Genomic DNA, 22,012 nt, shown 5'->3' on the forward strand with positions numbered 1-22,012 from the left:
TGGCTAGCCGAACAGCGGGTTGACGGCCGTGATCAGTTGCTGGACACCCAGAATGATGAAGAGCAGGGCACAGATGCTCAGGGCGATGTTGGTGAACCAGCGGTTGCGCCATTCCTTCGGAATGCGCTTGCCGTTCAGCAGCCCCAGCAGGGTGATGGCGAGGAACGGCATGAACAGCGAGCCGAGCACGCCGTAGGCGAGGATGAGTCCGATCGGTGAACCGAGCAAAAACAGGATCATCGGCGGAAAGGTGAGCCACAACAGGTAGAACTTGAAGTATTTGCCGCCGACCAGCGTGTCGCGGTGACCAGACTTTTTGCCGCGCATGTTGCCCCAGAAGTCGGCGAACATGAGGCTCACACCGTTCCACACGCCGATGATCGATGAGAAGGATGCCGCCCAGAAACCCACCAGGAAGCCGGTTCCGACCACGACGCCGTACTTCTCGTTGAGCACCGTGGAGAGGTCGAGCAGACCCTTGTCACCAGCGCTCAGGGTGATGCCGGCGGCACCGACCACTTCGGCACCAACGATGAGCATCGCGACGACGAAGATGCCGGTCATAACGTAGGCCATGCGGTTGTCGATACGCATGACTTTCATCCAGCGCGGCGTTGACCAGCCCTTTTCGCGCAGCCAGTAGCCGTAGGCGGCCAGGGTGATGGTGCCGCCGACGCCGCCAGCGAGGGCGAGCGTATAGAGCACACCGCCCTCGGGAATGATCGGCACGAGGCCGCGCAGCATGGCCGGAAAGTTGGGTACGGCGATGACGGCGAGACCGACGACAGTGATGAACATGATGCCCACGAGCGCCGCGGTGATCTTCTCGAAGATGGCGTAGCGCCCGAACCAGACCATGGTGAGTCCGGCGAGGCCCATCACGACCGCCCACACCGGCAACGGAAGGGCCGGGAAGAGTGCCGCGAGGGGCAGGGCGGCCGAGGACATGGCGGTGGCACCGTAGACGAAGCCCCACAGCATGATGTACGGGCCGAAGTACCAGGTGGTCCACTTGCCGAGCGACCGCCAGCCCTCGAAGATGGTCTTGCCGGTGGCGAGGGTGTATCGACCGGCGCCCTCGACCAGCACGATTTTGAGAATAACACCGAGGATGACCGCCCAGAGCAGGGCGTAGCCGTAGCGTGAGCCGGCCACAAGGGTGGCGACCATGTCGGCCGCTCCCACACCGGTGGCGGCCACGACGAGTCCGGGGCCAACGATCTTCCACTTGGGAAGTTTTCCGGGCTCGAGGTCGACCGGCGCTACCGGCTTCGAATCGTCGAGGTTCTTGCCTGAGGTCATAGTGTCGGCCTTACGCGAGTGGAGCGGGCGGTCCCACCGGCATCCCTGTGACGGATTACCAGCGACCAAGCTGTGCGTCGGTGCACAGGACCAGAACAACCGGTGGTGACACCGGCGTATTGCTCGACTCTACGTGACCCCTCGACCGCAAAACGTCACTAACACCCCAGATTGGGGGCGAACAGCGCGTTTGTCGCGCCGATACCCGGTGTCGGCTCGCTCAATCCGGCGGAATGTTGTGATTCTGGCGAAACACATTCTGCGGGTCATACTGCCGCTTGAGCGCGACGAGTCGTTTCAGCTCGTCGGCGGCGCTCTGCCACGTTGCCCAGGACGTCGGTTCGCGGAGGTCGATGTCGGGCACCGCCCTCTCGCACAGCGCGTCGATGACGTCTTGGCCGGCCGCCAGGTCGGTCGCAAGCTACGCGAATCCGAACAGCATGAGCGGGGCGTCGCCGAGTTCCCAGTCGGGCGGCGGCACCAGGAACGACACGATCGAGGTGAGTTCGTCGGGCACGGTCGCGGTCCACTCGGCGTAGGCACGGAGGGCCCCCTGCCAGTTGTGCGGCCGGTAGATCAAATTTCTGCAATACACTAGTCGGCGCAGCGGATGCGCTCGAAACGTGAACGAGGAAACCACACCGAAATTGCCGCCGCCGCCACGCACGCCCCAGAACAATTCAGAATTCTCCGTCGAACTCGATCAAATGATCTCGCCGGCGGCGGTCACGAGCTCGACCTCATCGAGGTTGTCGATTGTGAGGCCGTGCCCCGGGTCTGCCACCCGAAGCCTCCGCCCAGGGTGAGCCCGGCAATGCCCGTACCCGACACGACACCGACCGGAACAGCCAATCCTCCTTTGGATCCCGCAATCCATGGTGGCACTCCCTCGCCACCTGACAAGGCATTATTTGATCTGCCGGATGCCCGCGGTCACCGAAAAAGTCCACCCCAGAATGCCCAGCAGGGCAGCGCGTTCGGCGGCGCCGATCACGCCCGGCAGCCAGGTGCTCGCAGCGACGACCAGGAGCAGCCCGGCCAGGGTGAGCGCCGCGCAGGCGACCGCCCACGGCAGCGCCCGCGGCAACACGCGGCGCAGCCACAGCCAGCCAGTCAGCAGCAGAATCGCGACGAGCGCCGTGACAAAGCCGAAGGAGGCCACCGCGAGATGGATGACGCCGACGGTGGTCGACGCGTGCAGGGTACTCTCGTGGGACGCGCTCACGTCGGTGGGAAAGACGGCGAGCACGGCCGAACTGGCTCCCCCCACCAGCAACAGCACGAGGCCGGTGCCGAGCAAGTGATCTCGGCGCGGAGGCGGCAGGGCCCGGCTGGTCAGGGCGATCGCCACGACGGCGGCGGCGCAGAACACCGCGCGGCCCAGAAAGTTGAGGTTCATCACCCAGCCGTACGGGCCGACGGCGAGATTGCTTTCGGCGTCGCTGATCGGGCTGTAGTGCGGCGGCAGAAACTGCAGAACCACGTCGATGAGCACGTAAAGCACGACGCCCACCATCGCAACCGTCGCGCTCCACCGTCGCCACCGGCGGGTGCCTGTGTCGTGCGCTGCCATGCGACCATCCTTCAGAAAAAAACGAAGGGACCCTCGCGAACGAGGGCCCCTTATGTCATGCGGATTGGTTCAGCGGATGCTTAGCGCGAGACCGAGCCGTCGGTGTAGTCGTCGTCGGTGGAGGCGTTCCACGCGAAGAGCTTGCGGAGGCTCCGGCCGGTGGCCTCGATCGGGTGCTCTTCACCCTTTTTGCGCAGGGCAAGGAACTCGACTCCGCCGTTGTCCTGATCGGCGATGAAACGCTCGGCGAACGCGCCGCTCTGAATGTCGGCGAGAACGGCCTTCATGTTCTCCTTGACGCTCGGGTCGATGACCCGCGGGCCGGAGACGTAGTCGCCGTATTCGGCGGTGTCGGAGACGCTCCAACGCTGCTTGGCGATGCCGCCCTCCCACATGAGGTCGACGATGAGCTTGAGCTCGTGCAGCACCTCAAAGTAGGCAACCTGCGGCTGGTAGCCGGCCTCGGTGAGAACCTCAAAGCCGTACTGAATGAGCTGCGAGGTACCACCGCAAAGCACGGCCTGCTCGCCGAACAGGTCGGTTTCGGTCTCTTCGGTGAAGGTGGTCTTGATGCCGGCAGCGCGCAGGCCACCGATCGCCTTAGCGTAGCTGAGGGTGAGCGGCCAGGCGTTGCCCGACGCGTCCTTCTCCACGGCAACGATCACGGGAACGCCGCGGCCGGCCTCGAATTCGCGACGCACGGTGTGGCCGGGTCCCTTGGGAGCGACCATAACGACGTCGACGCCGTCGGGGGCTTCGATGTAACCAAAGCGGATGTTGAAACCGTGTCCGAAGACGAGCGCCTTGCCGGCAGTCAAGTTCGGCAGTACATCGTCCTTGTACAGGTGACGCTGCACCTGGTCGGGCGCGAGGATGACGATGACGTCGGCCCAGGCCGCGGCATCCGCTGTGGAGAGCACGGTGAAGCCCGCTTCTTCAGCCTTGGCCTTGCTCTTGGAGCCGTCCTTCAGACCAATCTTCACCTCAACGCCGGAGTCGCGCAGGTTCTGCGCATGGGCGTGGCCCTGCGAGCCGTAGCCGATGACGGCTACCTTTTTGCCCTGAATGATCGACAGGTCGGCGTCTTTGTCGTAGAAAATCTCAGACAATGTGTTTCTCCTAGTGAGTTGATGGTTAGAAAAGCTGAACAGCGTTAGTTTTTGAAGACTCGTTCGGTGATGGACTTTGATCCGCGGCCAATGGCCAGCAGCCCGGACTGGGCAATCTCACGAATGCCGTAGGGCTCGAGCACCCGCAAGAGGGCCTGGGTCTTGCCCGACCCGCCGGTGACCTCGATGACAACAGCATCGGTGGAGACGTCAACAACGCGGGCCCGAAACAGGGTGACCGCTTCGAGAACCTGCGAGCGTGTGGTGTTGTCGACCTTGACCTTGATGAGCAGGTGGTCGCGCTGCACCGACTGGGCAGCATCGAGTTCAACAATTTTGATCACGTTGATCAGCTTGTTGAGCTGCTTGGTCACCTGCTCAAGCGGCACGCCCTCGACATCCACGAGAATGGTGATGCGGGACAGGCCCACGATTTCGCTCGGGCCCACCGCCAGGCTTTCAATGTTGAACCCACGCCGCGCAAACAGTCCGGCAACGCGTGTGAGCAGGCCGGGCTTGTCCTCGACGAGCAGACTCAGAACATGGCTCGTCACGGTTACTCGTCTCCCCAGGTTGGTGCGTGGTCTTTGGCGTACTGAACGAAACTGTTGCTGACACCCTGCGGAACCATCGGCCAGACCATGGCGCCGGGGCTCACGATGAAGTCGATCACGACCGGGCGGTCGTTGGTGGCGAGGGCCAGCTTGATGGCGTCATCCACCTGGTCCTTGCTGGTGACCCGAATGCCCAGCGCGCCATAGGCATCCGCCATCTTCACGAAGTCGGGCACCATGGCGGTGCCGTGTCCGGTGTTGAGGTCGGTGAAGGAGTGGCGGCCATCGTAGAACAGCGACTGCCACTGGCGCACCATGCCGAGCGAGGAGTTGTTGATGATCGCGACCTTGATCGGAATGTTGTTGATCGTGCAGGTGGCAAGTTCCTGATTGGTCATCTGGAAGCAGCCGTCACCGTCAATAGACCAGACCACGCGGTCTGGCTCGGCCACCTTCGCGCCCATAGCCGCCGGAACGGAATAGCCCATGGTGCCGGCGCCGCCGGAGTTGAGCCAGGAGTTCGGCCGCTCGTACTTGATGTACTGCGCCGCCCACATCTGATGTTGGCCAACGCCGGCCGCGTACACAGCTTCGGGACCGGTGAGCTCACCAATGCGCTGGATCACATACTGCGGGGCCAGGAGCCCGTCGGTTGGCTCGGTGAAGCCGAGCGGAAATTCTTCCTTCAGCCCGCTGAGGTAGGTCCACCACTCAATGGTGTCCGGCGTGGAGCCCTGGGCTGCATCGGCAAAGGCCAGGGTGAGGTCGGCGATGACATCTTTGGCATCACCAACAATTGGTACATCGGCCATGCGGATCTTGGAGATCTCCGCCGGGTCAACGTCAACGTGCACGATCTTCGCGTTGGGGGCGAATTCGCTGATTTTTCCGGTTACCCGGTCGTCGAAGCGAGCTCCGAACGAAATGATGAGGTCGCTCTCCTGCAACGCGAGCACGGCCGGAACCGTGCCGTGCATGCCCGGCATTCCGAGGTGCTGCGGGTGCGAGTCGGGAAACGCGCCGCGAGCCATGAGCGTCGTCACGACCGGGGCACCGGTCGCCTCGGCGAGCACGAGCAGTTCAGCGGATGCGTGCGCGCGGATGACGCCGCCGCCCACGTAAAGCACCGGCTTCTTGGCGGCCAGCAGCAGCTGGGCTGCCGCCTGCACCTGCTTGCCGTGCGCTTTGACGATCGGCCGGTAGCCGGGCAGGTCGAGCTTGGGCGGCCAGATGAACGGCGCCAGGTTCTGCTGCGCGTCTTTGGTGATGTCCACGAGCACCGGTCCGGGGCGGCCGGTGGAGGCGATGTGATAGGCGGAAGCGATCGCGGCCGGGATCTCTTCGGCGCGACGGGCGAGGAAGGAGTGCTTGGTGATCGGCATGGTGATGCCGATAATGTCAGCTTCTTGAAAGGCGTCCGTGCCCATCGAGGTCGAGAACACCTGACCGGTGATCGCGAGCAGCGGCACCGAGTCCATGTAGGCATCCGCTATGGCGGTGACGAGGTTGGTGGCACCGGGACCGCTGGTGGCAATGGCGACGCCGACGCGACCGGTCGCGGAGGCGTAGCCCTCGGCGGCGTGGCCGGCGCCCTGTTCGTGCCGCACCAGGATGTGGCGAATCTTGGTCTGGGTCATGAGCTCGTCGTAGAGCGGTATGACGGCGCCGCCAGGAATGCCGAAGACGTCGGTGACACCGAGCAGTTCGAGGGTGCGAATGATCGCACCGGAACCGGTGAGCATTTCCGGCTCGGTAGACGCTGGAGCCGAGGGCACGGGAGTGGTTTCCGTGGTCATGATCGTTGAATCCCTACTTCGAAATCGGTCGTTTCGACATTGAACCGGTTGCCCTCACGGGCACCCGGGGTAGCCCGTACGCTCTGTCAGCCGGTAATGGCGCCTTCGGCAGCGGAATGCACGAGCTTGGCATACTTTGCGAGGACGCCACGGGTATAGCGCGGGGACAGGGGCGCCCAGCCGTCTCGGCGGGCGGCCAGCTCTGCATCGGTAACCAGTAGGTCAAGCGTGCGAGCTGCGATATCGACCCGTATCAGATCCCCATCGCGCACGAAGGCGATTGGACCTGCGTCCACCGCTTCGGGTGCTATGTGGCCGATACACAGTCCGGTTGTGCCGCCTGAGAATCGACCGTCCGTTAATAGTAGTACATCGGAGCCGAGGCCTGCGCCCTTGATGGCGGCCGTTATAGAGAGCATCTCGCGCATCCCCGGCCCACCCTTCGGGCCTTCATAACGGATGATGACGACGTCACCCTTGTAGATTTTGCCCTCGGTCAGGGCGTCCATCGCGGCGCGTTCCCGCTCGAACACCCGGGCTGGTCCTTCGAACACGGCAGCGTCGAAGCCGGCGGTCTTCACCACGGCGCCCTCGGGGGCGAAGGTGCCCTTGAGGATGGTGATGCCGCCGCTCTTGTGAATGGGGTTGTCGAGGGTGCGCAGCACCTCACCGTCGAGGGCCGGCGGGTCGATCTCGGCAAGGTTTTCGGCCACGGTCTTTCCGGTGACGGTGAGTGCATCGCCGTGGATAAGTCCGGCTTCGAGCAGCGCGCGCATGACGGCGGGCACGCCGCCTTGGCGGTCGACGTCGTTCATGACGTACTTGCCGAAGGGCTTGAGGTCGCCAATGTGTGGCACCTTGTCGCCGATGCGATTGAAGTCGTCGAGGGTGAGTTCAACCTCGGCCTCGCGAGCGATGGCGAGCAGGTGCAGCACAACGTTGGTCGATCCGCCGAAGGCCATGGCCACGGCGATCGCGTTCTCGAACGCCTTACGGGTGAGAATGTCGCGGGCGGTGATGCCGAGGCGCAGCATGTTGACCACGGCTTCGCCCGAGCGGTGCGCGAAATAGTCGCGGCGACGATCAGCGGATGCCGGACTCGCCGAGCCGGGCAGGCTCATTCCGAGGGCTTCCGCCACGCTGGCCATGGTGTTCGCGGTGTACATGCCACCGCAGGCGCCCTCGCCAGGGGCAAAGGCGCACTCGATGCGCTTGGCATCTTCGACACTCATGCGGCCGGCCTTGACCGCTCCGACAGCTTCGAACGAGTCGATGATGGTGATGTCTTTTTCGGTGCCGTCACTGAGCTTGACCCAGCCCGGAGCGATCGATCCGGCGTAGAGGAACACGCTCGCGAGGTCGAGGCGTGCGGCGGCCATGAGCATGCCGGGCAGCGACTTGTCGCAGCCGGCCAGTAGCACGGAGCCGTCGAGGCGTTCGGCCTGCATGACAACCTCGACCGAGTCGGCGATCACTTCACGGGAGACCAGGGAGAAGTGCATGCCCTCGTGGCCCATCGAGATGCCGTCCGAAACCGAGATGGTTCCGAACTGCAGCGGGTAACCGCCGCCGGAGTGCACGCCTTCTTTGGCCGCCTGGGCCAGGCGGTCCAGCGACAGGTTGCACGGTGTGATCTCGTTCCACGAGCTCGCAATACCAATCTGGGGCTTGTCCCAGTCGGCGTCGCCCATGCCGACAGCACGAAGCATGCCACGAGATGTGGTGGCCTCGATCCCATCGGTGACGTCGCGGCTACGGGGTTTCACATCGATCTCAGACATGCCTTTGAGTCTAGAACCTCACGGGACGCCCGCAATTCCGTTGACTACTCAGCTGGTCTGGCCTGAACGTAGGGCCGCGATGCGAATGAGCACCTCGGTGACCTCTTTGGGGCTGCGTACCCGGTAGCGGGCGAGGGTGGCACCCTGCCCGATCTTGAGTCCGAGATCGTCGTCACCGAGCACCGAGAAGGCATCCTCGTCGGTCACGTCGTCACCGGCGTAGAATACCCGGTCGGCCCCGGTGTACTCGCGCAGCTTCTGTAGGGCATCGCCCTTAGTACTCGACCGCACCGAGAATTCCAGCACGTTTATACCCTCGCGAACGGTAAGACCGGGAAGTTGCTCGCTGAGCTGCTCCCGCGCCTGGCGCTGTGCGGTCTGTCCGCCTTTCTCCGACGCGAGTCGGGTATGCAGAGCCAGGCCAGCAGGTTTGCGTTCGACGGTGGTGCCGGAAACGGAGGCGGAAATTGCTCCGAGCACCCGGGCGAGGATATCCAGCTGCTCGAGCTCGGATGAGAGCAGATTGAGCTCTATTTCGGGGGTATCCAGCTGCACCTCAATGCCGTGCGACCCGGTGAGTAAGACCGAGCTCTGCGGTTGCGCAACGTGCTGCAGGCTGACCAGGGCACGCCCCGAGACTAAGGCAACGCGCACTCCGGGCAGGTCCAGCAATGCCTGCACGGCCTCGCGGGTTCCCTCAACCGCCCTGGCATCCTCGGGGTGGTCAACGTGCGGCGCGAGGGTGCCGTCGAAGTCGAGCGCGATCAGCAGGTTCTCGACCCGGGCGAGGCTTTCTAATTCAGCGTCGAGGTCGTCAGGGATTCCAGCCGGCACGGCGGCGCCTCCGGTGAGCGCTCGCAAAAAAGAAGCCGACCATGCCGCGACATCGTTTTCGGCGACCTTACGGCGCAGCGATCGCATGCGCCGGGTGCGCTCCCGTTTGGGCATCTCCACCGCGCGCACCATGGCGTCTTTGGTACCGTCGATGTCGTGCGGGTTAATGAGGATCGCCTGTTTGAGTTCGTCGGCCGCACCGGCGAACTCGCTCAAGACGAGCACCCCGTCCACGTCGAAGCGCACGGCCACGTATTCTTTGGCGACGAGGTTCATGCCGTCGCGCAGTGCGGTGACGAGCATCACGTCGGCGGCGAGGTACATCGCCACCATCTCTTCGCGAGGGTAGCTGTGGTGGTGGTAGCTGATGGCGGTGTGGCTGATGGTGGAGAAGTCGCCGTTGAGCCGACCAACGGCCAGTTCGATTTCATCACGCAGAGCCATGTAGGTACTGACGCGTTCGCGAGATGGGCTGGCGATCTGCACCAGGGTGACGTCTTCAACGCTGAGGCGTCCATCGGCGAGCAGCTCACCGAACGCCTTGATGCGATGGCCGATCCCCTTGGTGTAGTCGAGCCGATCGACTCCGAGCATCAGAGTCTTAGGGTTACCGAGGTCTTCACGAATCTGCCGGGCTCGAGCCTGAATCTCGGGGCGCCGAGCGAGTTCGTCGTAGGCGGCCGCATCGATCGAGATGGGAAAGTGCTTGGCGATGACCCGGCGACTGTCACCGTCTTCCCCGGAAGGCACATCGATAACGACACCGCGGGTCGGGTAGCCGAAAAGGCGACGCACCGCTTGAGAGAAGTTACCGGCATCCGCTACTCGCTGAAAGCCGATGACGTCTGCTCCCAGCAGGCCGTGCAGAATCTGTTTACGCCAGGGCAGCTGCGCGTATATTCCGTATGGCGGAAATGGAATGTGATTGAAAAAGCCGATGACGAGGTCGGGGCGGGCTTCCCGCAGCATGCGGGGAACGAGCTGCAGCTGATAGTCGTGTACCCAGACCGTGGCACCGGGGGCAGCGACCGCGACGGCGGACGCCGCAAAACGGCGATTCACGGCGACGTAGGCGTCCCAGGTTTCGCGGTGAAAGCTCGGCGGCGCAATGACATCGTGGTAGAGCGGCCAGAGGGTGTCGTTGGAGAAACCTTCGTAATAGTCCTCGATATCGGTTTCGGTCAGCCGCACCGGCACGAGCGAGATGCCATCGTTCTCAAATGGCTCGAAATCGCGGTCGGCTACTCCCGGCCAGCCCACCCAGGCTCCGTGCGATGAACGCATCAACGGTTCCAACGCGGTGACCAACCCCCCGGGCGAGGTGCGCCAGGTGACGGTACCGTCGGGAGCTTCTTCGTAGTCGACCGGCAGCCGGTTCGAGACGACGACAAGCGTATACGTGCCGGCCGGGGCAGCGGCTGGCACGTGTGGGGCTGGGTCGATCTGGGACCCTATGGATTCGGCTGAAGAATTGATGGATCATCCGTTCCGGGCGCACCCAAAGTGCACACCTGTCTTGCGCGACCAAGGCTACCAGCCGGGCCAATCCCTGTTTAGGGTCGCCGCGTTGACGCACACCCGTGCCCGCTCACGGGCTTTTCTCAGCAAACCGTGGCGTGAGGCTTTGCTGCTCGCTAGCCGGTGACGGGTAATCTGATGCCGGAGGTTCATATGCGAAAATTCGTGTTCAACAGTGCGATGATCGGCGTCGTCGCCGGCGGGTGGAACACCGTGCAGGCAACTCGGCACGGCCCGCGGGACTGGCGCCTGATCATGTTGTGGCTCGGCTGGGCCCTGAGCGCCGCCGTCGCTATCGGCACGGTCATCGAAGACGCCAATAAACGCAAAATTGAGAGCTGACTTCCGCTCGTAAACGGCGTGTCCCCCACACCCCACGAACTCTTTAACCGAAAATGGGGGGAGGAGCCGGTTTTCGGCTGCCGCAGTGTGTGTGGTACCCAGTAGCGTATCGGCACCAATCAACGTGTGTCCGGAAGGGGCGTGTCATGTTTGGTCGTCGACGTCGACGTTTGGCCGCGAATGCAGCAATGAGTGTCGCCCAGGCTCCGGTGCTGCGTGACGAGCAAATATTCGAGCTCCTGCACGACAAGCTTCAAGATCTGGTCGGCGAACACGGCGCGTGGACGCTGGTTGCTCGCAGCGCAGTCGACACCGAGGTCATATTTCACGGGCTGAAGGCCAGGCAGATTGCCACCGAGTTGTCCGAGGCAATCACCACCGAGCAGGCCGCCCTCCGTGGTGAGAGCACCGGTGAGCCGACGGCGCTGTCCTGGACACCCGCGCCAATCACGACGTGGAATGAGCCGGCTGCGATCGAGCCGACTCGCCTCAACGCCCGTCAGGTCGAAACTGTTCCGATCGATTCCAGCGATGACGACCTGGCAGCGGCATCCGCTGCCTGGATAGACAAAGCCTCGGCAACGCTGGCGTCTGCCCGCCTCGTCGCCTGACCGGTGCCTCGGCCGCGACGAACGCGGAGCGAATTCTCACCCTGCTGCTGACAGGATGGCCTGATGGCACTCAACATCGAGGACTACGCGCTGATCAGCGACTGCCATTCGGCCGCGCTCGTGGGACGAAATGGGAGCATCGACTGGCTCTGCCTGCCGCGATACGACTCGGCCTCGATGTTCGGTGCGCTGCTCGGAGATGAGAACCACGGCCGCTGGTTGTTGGCTCCGGCCGACGCTGCAGCCACCGCAACTCGCAGCTACCAGGGTGACACCTTTGTGCTGTCGACGATCTGGACCACGGCCACCGGCCAGGTCGAAGTGCTCGACTTCATGCCACACGGTGACCGCCGAGCCGACCTCGTGCGTCGCGTGCGCGGCATCAGCGGCAGCGTGCAGATGACCCAGGACCTGCGTATTCGCTTCGGCTATGCCTCGACGATGCCGTGGGTACGCCAGCTGCAGGGTGAACAGGTGCGCGGCCTCGTCGCCATTGCCGGGCCCGATGCCGTCGTGGTGCGCGGACCGGAGTTGCACGCCTCCGACCACCGTCACGTGTCCCGCTTCGACGTGGTCGCGGGGCAAAAGATTGACGCACAGCTGACCTGGTATCCCTCGGAGCGCGAGATTCCACCGGCAGTCGACATCGACTCGGCTCTCGCCTCGACCTCGCGGTGGTGGCAGAACTGGGCATCGAGCTGCAGCCACGAGGGTCCCCTGCGCGCCGAGGTCGTGCGATCCCTGCTCGTTCTGCGCGCACTGACCCACGAGAAAACCGGCGGCATCGTCGCCGCAGCGACTACCTCGCTGCCCGAACAGACCGGCGGAACCCGCAACTGGGACTACCGCTACGTCTGGCTGCGCGATGCCTCACTCACGCTCGAGGTGCTGCTCAGCCACGGCTACGAGGTGGAAGCCGACGGCTGGCGGGCTTGGTTGCTGCGCGCCATTGCCGGCGATCCGGCCGACGTACAGATCATGTACGGACTCTCCGGCGAACGTTACCTACCCGAGCGTGAGCTGACCAGCCTGCCCGGCTATAAGGGTTCCTCCCCCGTGCGTGTCGGAAACGGCGCCGTCGACCAGTTCCAGTCCGACGTGATCGGCGAGGTCATGGTGGCCCTGCACGCCGCCCGCGCGGCGGGGGTGCGCGAAACCCAATTCTCCTGGCCACTGCAGCGTGCCCTTATGAGCTTTCTCGAGAAGAACTGGCGCCGCGCCGACCAGGGCATCTGGGAGGTGCGCGGTCAGGCGCGGGAATTCACCCACTCCCGCGTCATGGTGTGGGCGGCGTTCGACCGCGCCGTGCGCGGCATCGAGGAGTGCGGGCTCGACGGCCCCCTCGATCGGTGGAAGGCCCTGCGCGACCAGGTGCGCACCGACATCGAGACCCGCGGCTTTGACAAGCGGCGAAACAGCTACGTGCAGTATTACGGCAGCACCGCAGTGGATGCGTCCCTCCTCGTTTTCCCGCAGGTCGGCTTCTGCGCACCCACCGATCCGCGCATGCTCGGCACCGTGGCCGCGATCGAGGCGGATCTTCTGCACTCGGGCCTGTTGCTGCGGTACCGCACGCACGCCGCGGTTGACGGCCTGCCGCCGGGTGAGCATCCGTTTCTGGCCTGTTCGTTCTGGCTGGTCGAGCAGTACGCCCGGTCGGGACGACTCGATGACGCCACCGAGCTTATGAACACCCTGGTCGGCTTCGTGAACGATGTCGGGCTGCTCTCCGAAGAGTACGACGTGACCAACGGCCACCAGATGGGCAACACCCCGCAGGCGCTCTCGCATCTGGCGCTGGTGCGGGCAGCGGATGCGATCGTCGCCGGCCTGGCCACGCACGAAACCAGTACCTCTACAGTTCACGGTATTTTCTTGTAGGTATTCTTCAGCGGGGGCTGGTCTCCGAATTCTAGATTTGGAATCATGACTGCCACCGTTCATTCGAGCACCCCGACTCGACGCATTCTGCCCGCCCGTGATCTCGCCCAGATTGCAATTTTCGCGGCCCTCATCGCCGCACTCGGCCTGCCGGGGCCGCTGAATATCGGTCCGGTGCCGATCACCCTGCAGTCGCTCGGCGTGATGTTCGCCGGGGCGATTCTCGGTGCGCGCAAGGGGTCGCTCGCCGTTCTCCTCTTTCTCGTTCTGACGGCCGTTGGCCTGCCCCTGCTCGCCGGCGCGCGCGGCGGCATCGGGGTATTCACCGTGAGCCCGGCGGCCGGCTACCTTTATGGCTGGCTGCTGGGCGCCTTCGTCACCGGTTACCTCACCGCTCGCCTACTGCCGAAATACCCGTTCTGGCCGGCGCTCGGCGCGACCACTCTCGGCGGCATCGTGGCCGTGTACCTCGTGGGCATCCCGGTCATGGCCGTCAACCTCGGCCTGCCACTCTGGACCACCCTCGGGCTGAACGTGGCGTTCATCCCCGGCGACCTGATCAAGGTCGTGCTGACCGTGCTTGTAGCCGGCCAGGTGCACCGGGCCTATCCCGGCCTGATCATACGGCCGACCCGGCGTCGTGCGTGAGTGACATCCGCTTCGAGCAGGTCGGGCAACGCTTCGGTGACCGCTCGGTGCTGCACGACGTGAACCTCAGCCTGACCGAGCACCGCATCGGCATCGTCGGCGCGAACGGTTCGGGCAAGTCCACCCTCGTGCGCATGATCAACGGGCTCGTGACGCCGTCGACCGGTACCGTGACGGTCGACGGCCAGAACGTAGCCCGCCATGCCCGCGAGGTGCGCCGCAAGGTGGGGTTCATTTTCACCAATCCCGACAACCAGATCGTGATGCCGACCGTGCAGGAGGATGTTGCGTTCACCCTGCGCCGTCGCGGCCTCACCCCGGCCGAAATCGCGCGGCGCACGGCGGCTGCCCTTGACCAGTTCGGGCTGAGCGAGCACGCCGAGCATCCGGCGCACCGCCTGTCCGGTGGGCAGAAGCAGCTGCTCGCCCTCGCCGCGGTGCTGGTGGCGGAGCCGGCGACCATCGTCGCCGACGAACCGACCACGCTGCTCGACGCCCGCAACGCGCGTCGCATCGGCAACCTGCTGCAGACGCTTCCGCAGCAGGTCATCGTGGTTACCCACCATCTGCACCTGGTCGAAGATTTTGATCGAGTTATCGTGATCGATGAGGGCACGGTCCTCGCCGACGGTGCACCGCAACAATCGCTCGCAACCTACCGCTCCCTGTTGCTCGCATGATCGGCCACCGGTGATCGGTCTCTATAGCCCCGGCACCTCGTTCGTTCACCGGGCGCCGACGCTGCTCAAGCTGTTTCTGCTCTCGCTCTGCGTGCTGCTGATCGGCACCTCGCCCAACCCCTGGGTCATTGGCGGGGCCGCGGCCGGCGCCCTGCTGTTGTTCGTGGTGGCCCGGGTTCCGGTGCGCGCGGCCGCGGCCCAAGTCGCGCCCATTCTTCTCATTTTGCTCGTCGCTGTACCGGTTCAGGGGCTACTCTCCGGCTGGATGATCGCCGCCCTCATGGCTGGCCGTCTGCTCGTGGCCGTGGCTCTCGCCGCTCTGTTCACCATGACCACGACGGTCACCGCGGTGCTCGAAGCCTTCCAGACCCTGTTGCGCCCTTTTGGTCGGTTTATCGACGCCGACCGGGTGGGGCTACTCGTCGCCCTCACCATTCGCTGCATCCCCCTGGTTTCCGACATCGTGCGTGAGGTGCTTGAGGCTCGCACCGCTCGCGGCACACAGGGCTCGCTGGTGTCGATCGCCGTTCCGGTGGTCGTGCGCTCCCTCTACGCAGCGGATGCCCTGGGCGAGGCCCTGATCGCGCGCGGTCTTGACGACTGACCGCTGGGCTGCGCGGTGTTCAGCGGTCTCATAGGCGCACCGTGGCAGAGTAGGCTTTTGGCCGTTCGCGCCAACAGACATTCCCAGATCATCGCCTGCACCCCAGGTGCATTCTCGAAAGAGGCCCCGTGTCGAAAATTCCAGCCCTACTCACCATCGTGGGACTCACTCTCGCGCTCACTGCTTGCGGCACCAGCAACACTCCTCAGGCAACGGATGCTGCTGCCGCCAGTTCCCCCTCGGGCGACTGCACGCAACCGGGAAAGCGTTCGGACAGCGTCAAGGTCACCGGTGATTTCGGCGCCCCCCTGGACATCTCAATCGACGCACCGCTCGAGCCCACGACCACCGAGCGCACGGTCGCCATCGAGGGAAAGGGAAAGGACACGGCCAAGAAGGATTCGATCGTGGAGGTCGCGATCACCCTGTACAACGCAAAGACCAAAAAAGTGGTTCAGCCCACAACGTACTCCACCGACGGTGCCAGTCTCGTGATCCCCGTCAACGACACGAGTTTTTTGCCCGGCCTGGTGCGATCAGCCAACTGCGCCGTCGAAGGCGACCGCGTCGTAACCGTCAGCCCGGCCTCGGATGCTTTCGCCGATAAGGGCGCTACCGGCGTTGCCGCCGGTGAGCCCGTCGTGTTTGTCATGGACATCGTCAAAGTGATCGCCGACGTGCCGACGCAGGCGTCTGGCGCGGACCAGCCCGTTGAAGAAGGCTTCCCCGCCGTGGCCCTCGCCGATGATGGTGCTCCGACCATCACGATGCCCGCTACGGATGCTCCCACCGATCTGAAGATCTCCACCCTGAAGAAGGGCGACGGCGAGGTCGTCACCGACGGTGCGAGCGTGGCCGTCGCTTACACCGGGGCGCTCTGGGCAACCGGAGCGACCTTCGATTCATCCTGGGGCAGCGTTCCGTATGCTGTCTTTCCGACCGGCGGCGTGATCGCCGGCTTCACCCAGGCGCTCGTCGGCCAGACCGTCGGTTCGCAGGTCATCGCCGTCATACCGCCGGAATTCGGCTACGGCCCCGAGGGCACCGAGGGCATTTCGGGCACGGACACCCTTGTGTTCGTGATCGACATTGTCGCCGTCGCTGGTGGCCCGACGGCCTAGCATCAGCTGTTTTCTGGGCGCCGCTTGCCGATGTTTGATCGGTGGGCGGTGCTTTTTTTGCGCCGCCACTGCCCGGTTCCTGTGTGCCTGTCCAGCCGCGAGTGCCCACGGCGTGAGAGTGTGGAAGAAGAAAGACCATCGCCCGGCACCGCGCCGGGCCAAAACGTTACCCGTGAAAGAGGCTATTCCCCTGACATCCACACTCGCACCCACCGCTGTCCCCTCCGCCGTCAAGCCGACGACGATCGACGAATATGTCGCCGCCCCGGCCGAGCCGCTCGCGAGCGTCGTCACTTTGCTCCGCGAGAAGTTCGACCTGGCCCTGCCACAGACGTCGACGGAACTATGGCACGGGCACCCGGTCTGGCTCGACGACGACCTGCCGGTGGCCGGTTTCAAGGCGTACCCCACCTTCGTTACCGTGTTGTTCTGGCGCGGCCAGGCCATCACCGATGACTCGGGCAAGCTTAATGCAAGCGGATCGGCCGAGATGAGCGAGTACAAGCTGAAAAGCGTCGACGACTTTGACAGCGAGCTGTTCGATGGCTGGCTGCATCAGGTGAGCGAGCTCGAAGCCGCCTAGAGAAACCGTTTACCCAGAACGGCCCGCGTCCAAGGACGCGGGCCGTTCGTTTTGCTGCAAATCGTGACTAGCTGGTGAGGCCGTCCACGTACTCCTGGTTGTCTTCGATCCACTGGGCAACGATCGGTCCAAAGTCCTGGCCCTCGTAATCGATGAACATAGCCTGCTCGAGCGAATAGAGCGTGTCGAGGTCCATCTCGAAGTCCTCAACCCAGCCGGCTGCCGTCGGGAACTCGGTCTTGAAGTCGGTCTTGGCGTAGGAGTGAATGCTCTCCGTACCACCAAGGGCGCCCTTGGGGTCATCCAAAATCTTGATCGGGAACTTGTTGTAGGCCCAGTGCGGCTCCCACAGGGTCACGACGATGTTTTCGTCGTTCTCGGTGGCTGTCTTTAGCTCCACGAGCATGGCGGCCGTCGACGAGGTGAGATATTCCATGCCCTCCAGGCCGTATTGCGGAATGACCTTCTTGGTTGTTGCAAGCGTCAAGCCAGCACCTGGCTCGATGCCCACGATGCGGTTGCCGAACAGGTCAGCGTTGGCCGCGAGCTCATCGAGTGAGTCGATGGGCGCATCCGCGTTGACCGCGATGGTGTTGCGCGACTCCTCGTTCCACGCCCCCAGATCGACGATCTTGTCACCGTATTCCTTGAGATAGGAGGCGTGGGTGACAGGCAGCCAAATGTCCATGCTGAGGTCATAGTTGCCGGTGGACAGGCCGGAATAAACCGGCGCGACGTCGGCGTATTCGAGCTCAACGTTGTAGCCCTTCTCGTCGAGAATTGCCTTCCACAGCTCGGAGGCGGCGATGCCTTCATCCCAACCGTTGAAAACGGCGATCGACATGTCCTTCTTGTCGTCGTTGCCGTCACCGACGGTTTCCACCTCACCAGAGGCGGCGCAGCCGGTCAGGGCGAGCACACCGACCGCTCCGAGAGCGAAAATTGATTTCAAACGATTCTTTTTCATTTGTCTTCCTTTCGTGCCACCTGCTGTGGGTGACTGGGATTGACGCTTGGTGCATACGGCAGAAGCCGTACTGATGAAACGGATGCGGACGCACCCGTAAGTCTGGAGACAGCCCGGTTACACGCGGGCGGGTTGGGTCGGTGCGAGGGCCGGAACGGAGCTGGGTGCGGCATCCGTTTGCTTGCGGCCGCGCAGCACGACACGAATGGAACCGAACATGCCCGTGGAGTGCGTGTCTCCAAGCGAGGCTGTGATGCGATCAAGGAAGATGGCCAGAATCACCACGGAGAGGCCCGCTTCGAAGCCGAGGGCGATATCGATGCGGTTGAGGCTCGCAACGACCTCCGCCCCGAGCCCACCCGCACCGACCATGCCGGCGATGACGACCATGGACAGCGACAGCATAATGACCTGATTAATACCCGCCATGATGGTGGGAGTAGCCAGGGGCAGCTGAATTTGTCGGAGGATGCGCCAGGGGGAGGCACCAAAGGCCTGCCCGGCTTCCACGACCTCTTTGTCAACGCTGCGAATACCGAGCTCGGTCAGACGCACGCCCGGTGCCATCGCGAAGATAATAGTCGCGACGATACCCGGCACCACCCCAACGCGAAACAGAATCAGGGCCGGAATGAGATAGACGAAAGCCGGCATGGTCTGCATAAAGTCGAGCACGGGACGGATGATGTTGGACGCGAGGTTGGACTTGGCCGCGAGAATACCCAGGGGCACGCTGATCGCGATGGTGAGCACACTGGCAACGAGCACGAGCGCGAGGGTGTCCATGGCGTTGTCCCACTGGTCGACGCCGAGAATGACAACGAGGCCAACAATGGTTCCCACCGCGAACTTCCAGCCGCGAATACCGAAGGCCAGAGCGCCCAACACGAGCATGATCGCCCAGAACGGCGGTTCGCCGAGTACATACTCGATCGACTCATAGGCGCCGTCGAACACGGCACGAATAAAGACAAAAAGAAAATCAAAGGTTTCGGTGATGTAGTCAACGAACGATTCAACGAGGGAACCCAACGGCAGGCGAAAGTCGGTCATGCGCGGGCTCCTTCGGTGGCCAGGTGGGTGTCGTCGGCGGACTCGCCCAGAACGTCGGTGATCTGACTGATCGAGATCGTGGCCGGCGGCATCACAACGGGCAACGGACCGGTATTCGTGGTGACGTTGCCGATGGCGGCGAGCAGGGTGACCCGCGGAATCACGCCGAGCAGACGGTTTTTCTCGTCGACGACGGCGATGGGCAGTTCGCTCTCCACCGAGGGCTCAACCAGGTCGACCAGCGCGGTGTCGGGCAGCACCGCGGTGGCGTCATCCCGGATGATGCTGCGCAGGTCGGTCTCGCCCCGCTTGACGAGCTTGAGCACATCACGGTCGCGCACGATGCCGGCAAAACTGCGGTCGCGGTTGAGCACGAAGGTGACCGATGTCTGCAGGTCACGCATCGTGCGCAGCGCGGCCCGAGGGCCGGCCGTTTTGGTGATGACCGAACGCACCGGTTCCATCACGCTGGCGGCGGTCAGCACGCGGGCGCGGTCGACATCCTGCACGAACTGGGCCACATAGTCGTTGGCCGGGTCGGTGAGAATCTCCTCTGGCGTACCGATCTGCACGATGCGCCCGTCACGCATGACCGCGATACGGTCACCGAGAAACATGGCCTCATTCAGGTCGTGGGTGATGAAGATGATGGTTTTACCCAGAGCGGCCTGCAACTCGATGAGCTGCTCCTGCATTTCGCGGCGAATCAGGGGGTCAAGAGCCGAGAACGCTTCGTCCATGAGCAACACGTCGGTGTCGGCTGCTAAGGCACGGCCGAGTCCGACCCGCTGCTGCATTCCTCCCGACAGCTCGGACGGCAAATTCTCGGCCCAGCCGGCCAGGCCAACCAGATCAATGATCGTCTGCGCCTTGGCGAGACGTTCGTCTCGGCCCATGCCCTGAATCTCCAGGCCGTAGGCTACGTTGTCAATCACCGTGCGATGCGGCAACAGGGCGAAGTGCTGAAACACCATCGAGATGCTTTTGCGGCGCACTTCGCGCAGTTCCTTCGCCGAGATGTCCGTGATGTTGGTTTCGCCCACGGTCACCGTGCCGGAGGTGGTGTCCCACAGTCCGTTGAGCATGCGAATGAGCGTTGACTTGCCCGAGCCGGATAGGCCCATGACAACAAAGATCTCACCCTTTTTCACCTCAAAGGAGGCGTCGATAACGGCGGCAACCCCGAGCGATGAGAGTTCATCGCGGTTCTTGCCGGCTTTAAGCTTTTTGACGATCTCGTGCGGGCGACGCCCAAACGCTTTATACAGGTGGTCTGCCTTAACGGCAATGGGTGCTGTGTTGCTCTCGGTCACTCGTTCTCCGGCGCAGACCGAACGTAGTCGATTTCACGACTGACGAGGCAGAATGCTGTCTTGTCGGACGGGTAAGCATCAACCGGCCCGATCACGACATTCAGCGGGGGCTGGAGCGATCATGGGATCGCTTCCTTTGATGACAGACCATACGATCGCGACCGTTCCATCTCAAATGGTGGCTACGCGTGCGCGTCCTGGTGAAGGGGCTGTAAGACCGTAAACAACCCTAACACACCCGGATTTAGGCAATCCGAAACCGGTAAACACAGAGGTGCCGCCCGGGAGGATTCCTCCGGACGACACCCTTAGCGTGAGTCTAGTGCTCGCTATTTTAGCGGCGCGCGCTCCAACACTTCGGACTGCGCTGTCTTTTCGGCGGAGCGCTGCGTGTCGGCGGCGCTCACATGACCGTGGGTGAGCATGGTGCGCTCGTCGAAGGGTTCGAGCTTGTCGAGCACTCGATCAACCTGAACCCGGTCGATCTCCTTGGTCCAGGAGCCAATCATGACCGTGGCCACGGCGTTGCCGGTGAAGTTGGTCAGCGCGCGTGCCTCCGACATAAAACGGTCGATGCCCACAATGAAGCCAACCCCACCGACGAGCTGCGGGGCGTGGGCCTGCAGGCCGGCGGCGAGGGTGGCGAGGCCGGCGCCGGAGACTCCGGCGGCACCCTTGCTGGCGATGATCATGAAGACGAGCAGGCCGATCTGCTCACCGAGGGCGAGCGGCTGGCCGAGCGCGTTGGCGATGAACAGCGACGCCATGGTGAGGTAGATCGCGGTGCCGTCGAGGTTGAACGAGTAACCGGTGGGCACGGTTACGCCGACGACGGGCTTGGAGATACCGAGGTGTTCCATCTTGGCGATCAGGCGCGGCAGGGCCGCTTCAGAGGACGAGGTGGAGAAGATCAGAAGGTATTCCCGGCCGAGGTAACGCATCAGCTTGAAGATGTTCACGCCGGTGACGAGCTTGAGCAGTCCGCCGAGGATGACCACGATAAAGATGATGCAGGTGATGTAGAAAGCTGCCATGAGTGTGAACAGGCTGATCACGGCCTGGATGCCGGTAGCACCGACGACCGCGGCGATCGCGCCGAAGGCACCGATCGGAGCGAGCCACATGACCATGATCAGAATTCGAAAGACCAGGGCCTGCACGTGGGCGATGCCTTCGAGAATCGGTTTGCCGGCCGGGCCCATCTTCTGCAGCGCGAAGCCGGCAATGAGTGCCACGAGCAGGGTCTGCAGGATGTTGCCGCTGGTCAGCGACGAGAACAGCGTGGCGGGCACGATTCCGAGCAGGAACCCCTTGGTATCGGCAGATTCGGTGGCCTTGAAGGTGGCGTCCGTCAGGTTGATGCCCTCACCCGGGTGGATCATGTTTCCCACGACGAGGCCGATGCCGAGCGCGAAGGTGGACATGATCAAAAAGTAGCCGAGGGCCAGACCGCCGATCTTGCCGACCGTAGCTGCCTTGGCGATCGAGCCGATACCGAGAATGATCGTACAGAAAATGATCGGGGCGATCATCATCTTGATCAGTGCGATGAACAGGTCACCGAGCGGCTTGAGCGAAACAGCGAAGCCCTCCGGTCCGCCCCAGATGAGGCCGACGGCGATGCCGAGCACGACCGCCACGATAACGGCCATGTAGAGGTAGTGCGACGAGTCGATTCTCTTCTTGGTCTTGCCTGTTTTGTTAGATTTAGTACGGGTTGATGGCGTCGATGCCATGTCAGA

General features: G+C 63.5%; 21 protein-coding genes. 8 read left to right on the top strand and 13 right to left on the bottom strand.

Features of this window, described 5'->3' with window-relative positions; translation table 11 throughout:
• Positions 1 to 3: 3 nt before the first annotated feature.
• The 9 genes from QMK31_RS03765 to QMK31_RS03805 form a co-directional block, all read right to left on the bottom strand.
• Positions 4 to 1,302 (bottom strand): Nramp family divalent metal transporter, encoded by a 1,299-nt coding sequence (locus QMK31_RS03765; protein WP_283499581.1) that lies wholly within the window; start codon positions 1,300 to 1,302, stop codon positions 4 to 6.
• Between the two features lie 220 nt (positions 1,303 to 1,522).
• A complete protein-coding gene (locus QMK31_RS03770; protein WP_283499582.1) occupies positions 1,523 to 1,666 on the bottom strand; it encodes a BBE domain-containing protein in 144 nt (47 codons plus the stop codon).
• A 57-nt stretch (positions 1,667 to 1,723) separates the two neighbouring features.
• A complete protein-coding gene (locus tag QMK31_RS03775) occupies positions 1,724 to 1,981 on the bottom strand; it encodes a hypothetical protein (RefSeq protein WP_283499583.1) in 258 nt (85 codons plus the stop codon).
• A 228-nt stretch (positions 1,982 to 2,209) separates the two neighbouring features.
• Entirely contained in the window at positions 2,210 to 2,875 is a 666-nt protein-coding gene (locus QMK31_RS03780; protein ID WP_283499584.1) for a DUF998 domain-containing protein, read from the bottom strand.
• Between the two features lie 80 nt (positions 2,876 to 2,955).
• Complete coding sequence (gene ilvC, locus QMK31_RS03785; protein WP_283499585.1) at positions 2,956 to 3,984, bottom strand: ketol-acid reductoisomerase; 1,029 nt, start codon at positions 3,982 to 3,984, stop codon at positions 2,956 to 2,958.
• Positions 3,985 to 4,028: 44 nt separating this feature from the next.
• Positions 4,029 to 4,538, bottom strand: a complete 510-nt coding sequence (gene ilvN, locus QMK31_RS03790) for an acetolactate synthase small subunit (RefSeq protein WP_283499586.1) — start codon at positions 4,536 to 4,538, stop codon at positions 4,029 to 4,031.
• Positions 4,539 to 4,540: 2 nt separating this feature from the next.
• Positions 4,541 to 6,334, bottom strand: a complete 1,794-nt coding sequence (locus tag QMK31_RS03795; protein ID WP_283499587.1) for an acetolactate synthase large subunit — start codon at positions 6,332 to 6,334, stop codon at positions 4,541 to 4,543.
• 86 nt (positions 6,335 to 6,420) lie between these two features.
• The gene (gene ilvD, locus QMK31_RS03800) at positions 6,421 to 8,115 is read right to left on the bottom strand and encodes a dihydroxy-acid dehydratase (protein ID WP_283499588.1); all 1,695 of its coding nucleotides are present in this window, start codon (positions 8,113 to 8,115) and stop codon (positions 6,421 to 6,423) included.
• Between the two features lie 48 nt (positions 8,116 to 8,163).
• On the bottom strand, positions 8,164 to 10,374 hold the full coding sequence (locus tag QMK31_RS03805; protein ID WP_283499589.1) for a bifunctional alpha,alpha-trehalose-phosphate synthase (UDP-forming)/trehalose-phosphatase: 2,211 nt from the start codon (positions 10,372 to 10,374) through the stop codon (positions 8,164 to 8,166).
• Between the two features lie 246 nt (positions 10,375 to 10,620).
• Here QMK31_RS03805 and QMK31_RS03810 point away from each other — a divergent pair, with 246 nt between their 5' ends.
• From QMK31_RS03810 to QMK31_RS03845, 8 genes are all read left to right on the top strand, one after another.
• Complete coding sequence (locus tag QMK31_RS03810) at positions 10,621 to 10,809, top strand: hypothetical protein (RefSeq protein ID WP_283499590.1); 189 nt, start codon at positions 10,621 to 10,623, stop codon at positions 10,807 to 10,809.
• A 188-nt stretch (positions 10,810 to 10,997) separates the two neighbouring features.
• Entirely contained in the window at positions 10,998 to 11,420 is a 423-nt protein-coding gene (locus QMK31_RS03815) for a hypothetical protein (protein WP_283499591.1), read from the top strand.
• A gap of 63 nt (positions 11,421 to 11,483) precedes the next feature.
• On the top strand, positions 11,484 to 13,301 hold the full coding sequence (locus QMK31_RS03820; RefSeq protein WP_283499592.1) for a glycoside hydrolase family 15 protein: 1,818 nt from the start codon (positions 11,484 to 11,486) through the stop codon (positions 13,299 to 13,301).
• Between the two features lie 45 nt (positions 13,302 to 13,346).
• Positions 13,347 to 13,949 (top strand): biotin transporter BioY, encoded by a 603-nt coding sequence (locus QMK31_RS03825; RefSeq protein WP_283499593.1) that lies wholly within the window; start codon positions 13,347 to 13,349, stop codon positions 13,947 to 13,949.
• On the top strand, positions 13,946 to 14,629 hold the full coding sequence (locus tag QMK31_RS03830) for an energy-coupling factor ABC transporter ATP-binding protein (protein WP_283499594.1): 684 nt from the start codon (positions 13,946 to 13,948) through the stop codon (positions 14,627 to 14,629). The genes QMK31_RS03825 and QMK31_RS03830 overlap by 4 nt, the downstream gene beginning before the upstream one ends.
• A gap of 10 nt (positions 14,630 to 14,639) precedes the next feature.
• Positions 14,640 to 15,233 (top strand): CbiQ family ECF transporter T component, encoded by a 594-nt coding sequence (locus QMK31_RS03835; protein WP_283499595.1) that lies wholly within the window; start codon positions 14,640 to 14,642, stop codon positions 15,231 to 15,233.
• Positions 15,234 to 15,361: 128 nt separating this feature from the next.
• Positions 15,362 to 16,354 (top strand): FKBP-type peptidyl-prolyl cis-trans isomerase, encoded by a 993-nt coding sequence (locus tag QMK31_RS03840; RefSeq protein ID WP_283499596.1) that lies wholly within the window; start codon positions 15,362 to 15,364, stop codon positions 16,352 to 16,354.
• A gap of 172 nt (positions 16,355 to 16,526) precedes the next feature.
• Positions 16,527 to 16,937, top strand: coding sequence for a DUF1801 domain-containing protein (locus QMK31_RS03845; RefSeq protein ID WP_283499597.1), 411 nt, complete (start codon positions 16,527 to 16,529; stop codon positions 16,935 to 16,937).
• A 67-nt stretch (positions 16,938 to 17,004) separates the two neighbouring features.
• Here the strand turns inward: QMK31_RS03845 and QMK31_RS03850 are convergent, their stop codons facing one another.
• The 4 genes from QMK31_RS03850 to QMK31_RS03865 all read right to left on the bottom strand — a co-directional run bounded on the left by QMK31_RS03850 (position 17,005) and on the right by QMK31_RS03865 (position 22,006).
• Positions 17,005 to 17,904, bottom strand: coding sequence for a glycine betaine ABC transporter substrate-binding protein (locus QMK31_RS03850; protein ID WP_283499599.1), 900 nt, complete (start codon positions 17,902 to 17,904; stop codon positions 17,005 to 17,007).
• Positions 17,905 to 18,021: 117 nt separating this feature from the next.
• Complete coding sequence (locus QMK31_RS03855; protein ID WP_283499600.1) at positions 18,022 to 18,957, bottom strand: ABC transporter permease; 936 nt, start codon at positions 18,955 to 18,957, stop codon at positions 18,022 to 18,024.
• Positions 18,954 to 20,270, bottom strand: coding sequence for a quaternary amine ABC transporter ATP-binding protein (locus QMK31_RS03860; RefSeq protein ID WP_283499601.1), 1,317 nt, complete (start codon positions 20,268 to 20,270; stop codon positions 18,954 to 18,956). Before QMK31_RS03860 ends, QMK31_RS03855 begins: the two co-directional genes overlap by 4 nt.
• Positions 20,271 to 20,599: 329 nt before the next feature.
• On the bottom strand, positions 20,600 to 22,006 hold the full coding sequence (locus QMK31_RS03865) for a cation:dicarboxylate symporter family transporter (protein WP_283499602.1): 1,407 nt from the start codon (positions 22,004 to 22,006) through the stop codon (positions 20,600 to 20,602).
• Positions 22,007 to 22,012: the final 6 nt, after the last annotated feature.

This window comes from Cryobacterium sp. PH31-O1 (genome assembly GCF_030063455.1).
GTDB lineage: Bacteria > Actinomycetota > Actinomycetes > Actinomycetales > Microbacteriaceae > Cryobacterium.